This window comes from Streptomyces sp. (genome assembly GCF_050698815.1).
GTDB lineage: Bacteria > Actinomycetota > Actinomycetes > Streptomycetales > Streptomycetaceae > Streptomyces.
On the sequence record NZ_JBOHCV010000057.1, the window covers coordinates 1 to 8,609 of the forward strand.

Annotated in this window: 6 protein-coding genes and 1 pseudogene; 2 read left to right on the forward strand and 5 right to left on the reverse strand. The window is 69.9% G+C overall.

What is annotated here, in order from left to right:
- Positions 1-234 precede the first annotated feature (234 nt).
- A pseudogene (locus ACRDP3_RS02410) lies at positions 235-426 on the forward strand (IclR family transcriptional regulator domain-containing protein); the annotation flags it as partial.
- 190 nt (positions 427-616) lie between these two features.
- A complete protein-coding gene (locus ACRDP3_RS02415) occupies positions 617-1,423 on the forward strand; it encodes a carbonic anhydrase (protein WP_431515121.1) in 807 nt (268 codons plus the stop codon).
- A 124-nt stretch (positions 1,424-1,547) separates the two neighbouring features.
- Here ACRDP3_RS02415 and ppdK read toward each other — a convergent pair whose 3' ends face one another.
- From ppdK to ACRDP3_RS02440, 5 genes are all read right to left on the reverse strand, one after another.
- The gene (gene ppdK / locus ACRDP3_RS02420) at positions 1,548-4,250 is read right to left on the reverse strand and encodes a pyruvate, phosphate dikinase (protein ID WP_431515122.1); all 2,703 of its coding nucleotides are present in this window, start codon (positions 4,248-4,250) and stop codon (positions 1,548-1,550) included.
- Positions 4,251-4,629: 379 nt separating this feature from the next.
- Complete coding sequence (locus tag ACRDP3_RS02425; protein ID WP_431515123.1) at positions 4,630-5,511, reverse strand: Gfo/Idh/MocA family protein; 882 nt, start codon at positions 5,509-5,511, stop codon at positions 4,630-4,632.
- A gap of 47 nt (positions 5,512-5,558) precedes the next feature.
- Entirely contained in the window at positions 5,559-6,764 is a 1,206-nt protein-coding gene (locus ACRDP3_RS02430) for an ROK family protein (protein WP_431515124.1), read from the reverse strand.
- Between the two features lie 16 nt (positions 6,765-6,780).
- The gene (locus tag ACRDP3_RS02435) at positions 6,781-7,647 is read right to left on the reverse strand and encodes a carbohydrate ABC transporter permease (protein ID WP_431515126.1); all 867 of its coding nucleotides are present in this window, start codon (positions 7,645-7,647) and stop codon (positions 6,781-6,783) included.
- Positions 7,648-7,667: 20 nt separating this feature from the next.
- Positions 7,668-8,609, reverse strand: a 942-nt coding sequence (locus tag ACRDP3_RS02440) for a carbohydrate ABC transporter permease (protein WP_431515125.1), incomplete at its 5' end; no start/stop codon positions are given.

The window sequence follows — 8,609 nt, forward strand, 5'->3', positions numbered from 1 at the left end:
GCGCTGGCCGGTACGGGCGGGGATCGCTTCCGGGCTGCGGGGTGGGGCCCGCGCCCGTACCGCCGGCACTGCTCGCACTGCTCGCACCGCCCGTACCGCCCGTACCGGCGGCGCGCTCGGCCAAGGCCGTGCAGAAGGCGGGCAGTTCGGCCACCACGGCCAGGTCGGCCGGGGCCCGGTGGGCCTCCGCCGGATCGTCGGTGACCAGCGCCAGCCCGGGTCACCCGCGCGCGCGGGTACGCGCTCAACCTCGACGAGAGCGTCATCGGTGTGCACGGCGTCGGCGTCCCGGTACGGGACCGGTTCGGCACCTGCGTGGCGGCGGTGACGGTGGCCGCGCCGAACACCCGCCTCGACCACGCACGCGCCGCCGAACTCGCCCCGCTGCTGTTGCGCACCGCCGAGCGGATCGGGGCGGAACTGTGAGCCGCGAGGGCACGACGAAGGGGGGTGGCGCGGGCCCAGCTGAACAGCGGGTACGTTGCCGGCCGAGAAGTTCGCCTGCCGCGCGAACATGGGTTCCCGGTCGGGTGAACTGGTCGCGGGACGGGCATGAAGGCAGGGCCGCCTGCGTAGCTTGAAGGTTGTTGTATCTCCTCTTGAAGGAATACCTGCCGTGAGTCGCTTGACACCCACCCTGGCCGTCATCGCAACCGCCGGCGCTCTCGTCACCGGCTGCTCGTCCGGTGATTGGCACAGCTCGCCGGACAAGGAGCACCGCCCCAAGGCGACGCCGGGCGCTGCCGCGCGCTGGGGATACTCGGGGAAGAAGGGGCCGGACAACTGGGATTCGATCAACAAGGAGTTCGCCACCTGCAAGGAGGGGCACGCCCAGTCGCCGATCAACCTCGGCAAGGCCCATCACATCGACGCCCGCAAGGACGTCGACATCCACTACGGGAAGACGACCGTTGAGCTGGAGAACGACGGGCACACCGTAAAGGGCAACGTCGCGGGCGGGAACCGGATCAGCATGGCTGGTACGTCCTACGAGCTGGAACAGTTCCACTTCCACCTGCCCAGCGAGCACACCATCGACCACAAGGGCACCGCGATGGAGATGCACTTCGTCAACAAGAACGCGAAAGGCCGGGTGGCGGTCCTGAGCATGCTGATGGATCAGAAGGGTGCGAACTCCCCGTTCGGTTCGCTGTGGAAGTCCCTGCCGAAGAAGCACAACACCACGGCGAAGGTCCATGGCGGCATCGACCTGAACTCCTTCGTGCCCAAGGATCGGGCGGAGTTCCAGTACGCCGGCTCTCTGACCACTCCGCCGTGCAGCGAGAGCGTCAATTGGGTCGTCTTCAAGAAGCCGCTCACCGTCACCGCCGGCCAAGTCGACGCCTACCACGACCTGTACCCCAAGTCGAACCGCCCGGTGCAGCACCTCGACGGCCGCACCGTGGACGACACCGACAAGTAACCCCACAGGTCAGGAAGGGAGGGGCGGCACCTCCGCACAAGGTACCGCCCCCTTCCCGTTCCGGGCCCGCGCGCCCGCCGGTGAGGGTTGTGCGGGCGGCGCGGTCCCGGACGGCCGGTGCGCCTCAGGACGCCGCCGCGCGGCCCGCCTCCAGCCGGGCGACCGGGATGCGGAACGGCGAGCAGGAGACGTAGTCCAGTCCCACCTCGTGGAAGAAGTGCACCGACTCCGGGTCGCCGCCGTGCTCACCGCACACGCCGAGCTTGAGGTCCGGCCGGGTGGCCCGCCCCGCCTCCACCGCGAGGCGTACGAGTTCGCCGACGCCCTCCCTGTCGATGGTCTCGAACGGCGAGACGCCGAAGATGCCCTTCTCCAGGTAGGCGGTGAAGAAGCTGGCCTCCACGTCGTCCCGGCTGAACGCCCACACGGTCTGGGTGAGGTCGTTGGTGCCGAAGGAGAAGAAGTCGGCGGACTCGGCGATCTGGCCGGCCGTCAGCGCGGCGCGCGGCAGCTCGATCATGGTGCCCAGCGTCAGGTTCAGCTCGACGTCGTGCTGCTGCTCCACCTCCGCGATGACCGTCTCGGCCTCCTCGCGGACGATCTCCAGCTCCTGCACGGTACCCACCAGCGGAATCATGATCTCCGCGCGCGCGTCGCCGCCGCCCGCCCTGCGCTCGGCCGCGGCCTCGGCGATCGCCCGTACCTGCATCGTGAACAGCCCGGGCACGACCAGCCCGAGCCGCACGCCGCGCAGCCCCAGCATGGGGTTCTGCTCGTGCAGCCGGTGCACGGCCTGGAGCAGCCGCAGGTCGTTCTCGTTGGCGTCCTTGCGGGACTCGGCGAGCGCCACCCGCACCGACAGCTCGGTGATGTCGGGCAGGAACTCGTGCAGCGGCGGGTCCAGCAGCCGTACGGTCACCGGCAACCCGTCCATCGACTCCAGCAGCTCGACGAAGTCGCCCTTCTGCAACGGGAGCAGGGCGTCCAGCGCCTCCTCCCGCTCGCTCTCGGTGTCGGCGAGGATGAGCCGTTCGACCAGTTCGCGGCGCTCGCCGAGGAACATGTGCTCGGTGCGGCACAGGCCGATGCCCTGGGCGCCGAACCGCCGGGCGCGGGAGGCGTCCTCGGCGTTGTCGGCGTTGGCCCGCACCCGCAGCCGGCGGACCCGGTCGGCGTAGGCCATGATCCGGTGCACCGCCTGGACCAGCTCGTCGGCGTCGTCGGCACCCGCGTGCATACGGCCCTCGAAGTACTCCACGACCGGCGACGGCACGACCGGCACCTCACCGGCGTACACCTTGCCGGTGGAGCCGTCGATGGAGACGACGTCGCCCTCCTCGATCACGAGGCCCCCGGCGGCCTTCAGGCGGCGCCGCTTGGTGTCGACCTCCAGCTCTTCCGCACCGCAGACACAGGTCTTGCCCATGCCGCGGGCGACGACGGCGGCGTGCGAGGTCTTGCCGCCGCGCGAGGTGAGGATGCCTTCGGCGGCGAGCATGCCGTCCAGGTCGTCCGGGTTGGTCTCGCGGCGGATGAGGATGACCTTCTCACCGGAGCGGGACCACTTGATGGCGGTGTAGGAGTCGAAGACGGCCTTGCCGACGGCCGCGCCCGGCGAGGCGGCGATGCCCCAGCCGATCTGGTCGGCGCCCTTGACCCCGCCGTTGCTGTCGAAGCGGGGGAACATCAGCTGCGCGAGCTGGTTGCCGTTGACCCGCTGCAGCGCCTCGGCCTCGTCGATCAGGCCCTGGTCGACGAGCTGGGTGGCGATGCGGAAGGCCGCGGCGGCGGTGCGCTTGCCGACCCGCGTCTGCAGCATCCACAGCTTGCCGCGCTCGATGGTGAACTCGATGTCGCACAGGTCCCGGTAGTGCGTCTCCAGGGTCTCCATGATCTGCATCAGCTCGTCGTAGGCCGGCTTGTCCAGCTGCTCCAGATCGGCGAGCGGCACCGTGTTGCGGATGCCGGCGACGACGTCCTCGCCCTGCGCGTTCTGCAGGTAGTCGCCGTAGACGCCCTGGTGTCCGGTGGCGGGGTCGCGGGTGAAGGCGACGCCGGTGCCGGAGTCGGGGCCGAGGTTGCCGAAGACCATCGAGCAGATGTTCACGGCCGTACCCAGGTCGTGCGGGATGCGCTCCTGGCGACGGTAGAGCTTGGCGCGCTCGCCGTTCCAGGAGTCGAAGACGGCCCGTACGGCCAGGTCCATCTGGTCGCGCGCGTCCTGCGGGAACTCCCGTCCGGTCTCCTTCAGCACCAGGCCCTTGAACTGTTCGGCCAGCTTCTGCATGTCGGCCGTGTCCAGCTCGACGTCGGAGACCGCGCCCTTGGCGTGCTTGGCCTGCTCCAGCGCTTCGGCGAAGACCTCGCCGTCCATGCCCAGGACCGTGTCTCCGAACATCTGGATGAGGCGGCGGTATGAGTCCCATGCGAACCGCTCGTCACCGGACTGCGCGGCGAGCCCGTGCACGGACGCGTCGGAGAGCCCGATGTTGAGCACCGTGTCCATCATTCCGGGCATCGAGAACTTCGCGCCGGACCGCACCGAGACCAGCAGCGGGTCGTCGGCCTGGCCGAGCTGCTTGCCCATCTTCCGCTCCAGCGCCTCGAGCTGGGCGCCCACCTGTTCGCGGAGCGCCATCGGCTCGTCACCACTGGCGAGGTAGACCTTGCACGCTTCGGTGGTGATGGTGAATCCCGGCGGGACGGGGAGACCGAGGTTGGTCATCTCGGCGAGGTTGGCCCCCTTCCCGCCGAGGAGGTCCTTGAGATCCTTGTTGCCCTCAGTGAAGTCGTAGACGAACTTCTGCTGTACATCGTGATCCGGCACGGGACTCGACCCCTCGTGAACGGCTGCCCTGACGGCGGGGAGCGTACCCAGATCGAAGGCCCCGAGGCGCGTCCAGCGGTGCGCCAAAGGGCCGCAACCACCCGTCCGCCGAGGATCGAAGGTGACGGCGGCCTCATCCAGCGGCAGAGATCATCTCCACAAGCCGAACACACCACTCCGTTTCGTCATCGGCCTCCCGTCCTCAATCACCCTGTGTCATCGATCGCTTCGAGAGATGAATCTAGGGCCGGTAAAGTCTCGAACCGCTCCTTGGAGTTATTGACCGCACAACTGAGCGCTCATCTGAGCACACCACCGATCAAGGTGGCGATAATCACGCGGAAGAGGGACCCTCGATCTCAGAATCCGGACCCGCGTCTCACCGCAGCGCCTGCTCCAGCAGTTCCTGGAGCCGCAGCCCGCGCCGGGCGTCGATGTCCGAGGCGCGGCCGGTGCGTACCGCGGTGGCGAACTCCCGGCGCAGCACCGGCCAGCACTCCTCGTGGTCGATGTCCGCGGTGTCGTAGACCAGTTCCTCCCGCTCTCCGTACAGTTCCACCCGGGTACGGGCGCGAGGCAGCCGGACCGCTCCCGACAGCGACGCCTGGCTCGTCGCACCACCCTCGTGCTCGCAGGTCAGCTCGGTCCAGCGGCGCGGGTCACCGGCACCGCGCACCGAGGTGATGGGGCCGACGGCCAGGTCCAGCAGGTCCAGCAGGTGCGGGCCGAGGTCCAGCAGCGCACCGTGCTCCAGCCGCCAGGCGGTGGCCTGGTCGCCCCCCAGGAAGGCGCCGTGCAGATAGCAGGAACGGGCGCCGGTGACCGTCAACCGCCCTGCGCGGGCGAGGAAGTCGCGGGTGGCGGGGTGGTAGCGCTTGCTCAGCACCAGCTGGGAGACGGCGCCGCTCTCCGCCACCGCGTCCGCGACGGCGCGGGCCGCGGTCAGGTCGGGTCCGAGCGGCTTCTCCAGCAGCAGCGCCCGGCCGGCCCGGGCCGCCCGTACGGCCAGCTCCGCCTGCACGGCGGGCGGCACGGCGAAGGCCACGGCCTCGCAGCCTTCGAGGAGTTCGTCGAAGGAGGCGGCGGCCCGTGCCCCGTACCGCGCGGCGACCTCGGCCGCGGCCTCGGGCCTGCGCGCCCATACGGAGCTCAGGACGGTCTCCGGCCCGGCGGCCAGCATCCGGGCGTGCATGGCGCGGGCCCAGGGTCCGGCGCCGACGAGGCCGACCCGTACCGGGTCGTCGGTCCAGGGCTCGGTCACGGGTGGCTCCTTCGTGCTCGGTGAACGGTCAGGGGTGCTCGTGCCGCTCAGCCGAGGAGGGCGGCGAGCCGGGCGTCCGCGCGGTCCGGGGAGTAGAGGTCCTCCACGACGATCGCGGCGGCTCCCGCGATCCCCGCCCGCTCACCGAGCTGCGAGGTGACGACGCTCAGGTGCGCGGTCGTACGGGGCATCGCGCGCTGATACAGCAGCTCCCGCACCCCGGTGACGAACGGCGTGCCCGCCAGATCGCCGGCGATCATCAGCACTCCCGGATTGAGCAGCGTCACGACGGTGACCAGCACTTCGCCGACCCGGCGCCCGGCGTCCCGCGCGAGCCGTACCGCGTCGGGGTGCCCGGCGGCGAGGTGGTCGCGTACGCCCTTGACCGAACTCGTCGCGGTGCCCGCGTCGGACAGCTGCCTGGCGAGGGCGCGGCCGCTGGCGACGGCGGCGAGGCAGCCGTAGGAGCCGCACATGCACAGCGCGTCCGGGCAGTCGTGCAGCCGGATGTGGCCGATGTCGCCCGCGCCGCCGTCGATGCCCCGGTACAGCTGGCCGTCCACGACGACGCCCGCGCCGATCCCGGTGGAGACCTTGACGAGCAGGAAGGCCGCGCAGTCCCGGTGGCCGGCGCGCTGTTCGGCGTACGCCATCACGTTGGCGTCGTTGTCGAGGAGTACGGGCACGGGGCCGCCGCCCGCACTGACGTGTTCGGCGTACACCTCCTGCAGCCGCTGCCGGATCGGGTAGCCGTCCCAGCCCGGCATGATCGGCGGCTGGACGACGACGCCGGAGACCCAGTCGACGGGGCCCGGCACGGACAGGCCGATGCCGCAGACCAGTTCGGGAGCGGTGCCGGTGTCCTTCAGCAGCGCAGCGAACCACTGCGCGAGCCGGTCGAGCACCTGGCTGGGCCCGTCCCCGATCAGCAGCTCGCCGGACCGCTCGGCAAGGACGGTGCCCGCCAGATCGACCACTGCCGCGGTGGCGTCCCGCGTGCCCAGGTCCGCCGCGAGTACGACGGCGTGCTCCGCCGCGAACTCCAGCCGGGCGGAGGGCCGTCCGCCCGTGGAGCCCTCGGTCGGCGCCGCCGCGCCCTCGCGCAGCCAGCCCGCCGCGAAGAGCTGGTCCAGCCGGTGCCCGACGGTGGAGCGGGAGAGCCCGGTGGCTCGCTGGAGGGCGCCGCGGGTGGTGGCCCGGCCGTCGCGGATCAGCCCCAGCAGATGCCCCGCACTCGCCTGGTTCCCGGTCATGCTCGCCTTGCTCTCCTCAGCTCTTGTCCGCGCCGCCGGTCAGGCCCTCGGTCAACAGCCGTTCCGCTGCGAGGAAGAGGAGGACCACGGGGATGGTCAGCACGACCGATCCTGCCATCAATACGGTCTTGGACACTTCGATGCCGTTGGCCAGCTGCTGCAGTCCGAGGGAGACGGTCCAGCTCTCGGGAGTCGCGGCGAGGAAGAGGAGCGCGAAAAGGAACTCGTTCCACGCGATCATGAAGATGTAGAGCCCGGTCGCCATCAACGAGGGCGCCGCGAGCGGCAGTACGACCTTGCGGATCGTCTGCAGCCGCGAGCACCCGTCCAGGGCGGCAGCCTCCTCGATGCTGAAGGGAATGGTGCTGAAGTAGTTCCGCAGCATGTAGATCGACACCGGCACGGTCTGTGCGATGTACACGATCGCGAGCCCCACGAGGCTGCCCTGGAGTCCCATCTTCGCGAACATCACGAAGAGCGGCACCGCCAGCAGCGTCGCCGGGAAGAGGTAGACCGCGAGGAAGAGTGCGCTCAGGTGCCGTCCGCCGAAGAACCGCAGCCGGCTCACCGCGTACGAGCCGGGGATGGCGGCGAGCAGGGTGAGCACCACGGCGCCGATGGAGGCGAGCGCGGAGTTGTAGAGCATGTCCAGGAAGCCCTGGCCGCCCTCGGAGGTCGGCTTGAGCACTTCCTCATAGGTACTCAGGGTGAACTCCTTGGTGCTCACCCACAGCCGTCCGGGGTCGAGGAGCAGCGCGTCGATGGGTTTCACCGACAGCAGCAGCATGTAGTAGAAGGGCACCAGCGTGATCAGCGCCAGGAAGGCGATCACGACCCAGCGGAGCACCCCGAACAGCCGCTCCTCGAACTGGGCCCGGCTCATGGTCGATTGCGCGGCGCGGCTCATGCCGACTCCTCCTGGACCTTCTTGCCGAAGAACGTGAAGTACAGGCCCAGCAGCACCATGAGGACCACGGCGAGTACGAGCGCCTGGGCCGCGGCGGCGCCCACGTCGAAGCGGGCGGTGAGGAATTCGTAGACCCGTACCGCCACCACGTCCGTACCGGAACCGCCGCCGGTCAGCAGATAGATGTCGTCGAACTTGTTGAACGTCATGATGAAGCGCAGGACGCACAGCAGCGCCATGACGGGCATCAGCTGCGGCAGCAGCACGTGCCGGAAGCGCTGGGTCGGCGCGGCTCCGTCCACCTTCGCGGCCTCCTCGAGGCCGTCCGGCACGGCTTGGAGCCGGGCGAGCAGGAACAGGAAGGCGAAGGGGAAGTAGCGCCAGGTCTCGAAGGCGATCACTGTCAGCATCGCCAGCGGGAGCTCGAAGTGCAGTCCGAACAGTGAGACTTCATAGGAGCGGGTGGACAGGAACGCGATCGGCTCGTCCCAGCCGAGCAGCTTGGCACCCCACTCGTTGACGATGCCGAACTGCGGGCTGAGCGCGATCTCCCAGACGAACGCGACGGCCACGACGGGCGCCACGTACGGCAGCAGCATGGAGCCGCGCACCAGGCCGCGGCCCCGGAAGGGTTTGCGCAGCGCGAGTGCGGCGATCAGACCGAGCAGGATGGAGCCTGCTGTCGCACCGACGGTGTAGAGCAGCGTGGTCCACAGGCTGGTCCAGAAGCCGGGCGAGCCGAAGACGTCACCGAAGTTCTCCAGCGACCAGTTGCCCAGCAGGCTCATGCCCTGGATGTCGACGAGCCTCGCCTGCTGGAACGCGAGCAGCACGGTCCACAGGATGGGCAGCACGACGACGACGAACACGACCACCACGGTGGGCGTGACGAAGGCCAGGCCGGCCCTGTTCTCCCTGGCCCTGGCAGTGAGCCGGCG

Coding starts and splice junctions, on each gene's coding strand:
- ACRDP3_RS02435 (WP_431515126.1), bottom strand. CDS start 7,647: ATGAGCCGGGCCCAGTTCGAGGAGCGGCTGTTCGGGGTGCTCCGCTGG.
- ACRDP3_RS02430 (WP_431515124.1), bottom strand. CDS start 6,764: ATGACCGGGAACCAGGCGAGTGCGGGGCATCTGCTGGGGCTGATCCGC.